1 protein-coding gene is annotated in these 881 nt (G+C 33.1%); it reads right to left on the bottom strand.

The window, feature by feature from the left end; genetic code table 11:
• Positions 1 to 88: 88 nt before the first annotated feature.
• Entirely contained in the window at positions 89 to 763 is a 675-nt protein-coding gene (locus AK963_RS29770; RefSeq protein WP_139117810.1) for a hypothetical protein, read from the bottom strand.
• Positions 764 to 881 lie beyond the last annotated feature (118 nt).

An 881-nucleotide genomic window follows, 5' to 3' on the forward strand; every position in this document is an offset into this window, starting at 1 on the left:
ATCATCCTGAGTTTTAATCTGACTGGCTATTTGATCTACCAGTTTTTCGTTGATTTCAACGCTCATTGTTATTCTCCATTTTGGAGTATTAACGACAAGCGTTTACACAATTTAAATTACATTCCCGAAGGAAATTAGCTTGATTATCACACTCTGGACACGTATTAAATGATGTGCTTTTTTCCGGCCAACTGTAATTGCAGTAGCTACAGGTGAAAATTCCCAGAGTCGCTTTCTCTTTTCTATAGACTAAAGCTTTGGCAGGTATTTTTCTTTTGTTTATATTGCTTGATTTATAAATTTTTGATATATCTTTGTTATTGTTCTTTTGTTCTTCTAGTTCTTTCTTTTTATGTTTGATGTAGTTTTCTGTATTTAATATTTGCTGTTGTTCTTGTCTTTGACTTTCCTCTTTGAATCTTTTGTGAATTATTTCTTCACGAGGATGGAATAACCAATACTTATAATCATTAGAGTTTTCAAATGTTTCGATGATTATGTTTTTTAGCTGTTCTGGTGAGCTCTTTTCCTGAAGGTATCTCATTTTTATATGTGTAATGTCTAGCGCAAGGACTCCATCATTACCACTTTTTTCAAATTCAGGAATTACTCTTTCATCATAGTCGATATGTATATGGCATTTGTGACCTTTAACTTGAAAGGCTAAATCGAACTTCTCTGATTTAATGAATTCCAGATTTTCAATTAATTGCGATTTTGTAACTGGGGTACTTTTGCTATAACTTGATAGTTTTGTCATCACCGGCGTAAAAAGTCCTCAAAACACCAGTCCAAAATGACCTGTCGTTAAGTATAGCTTTTTGGGGTGGTCTGCAAGTCTGATAGTTCCAGAAAGTTAAATATTTTACTAAGCTGACTCT

This window comes from Endozoicomonas atrinae (genome assembly GCF_001647025.1).
Lineage (GTDB): Bacteria > Pseudomonadota > Gammaproteobacteria > Pseudomonadales > Endozoicomonadaceae > Endozoicomonas > Endozoicomonas atrinae.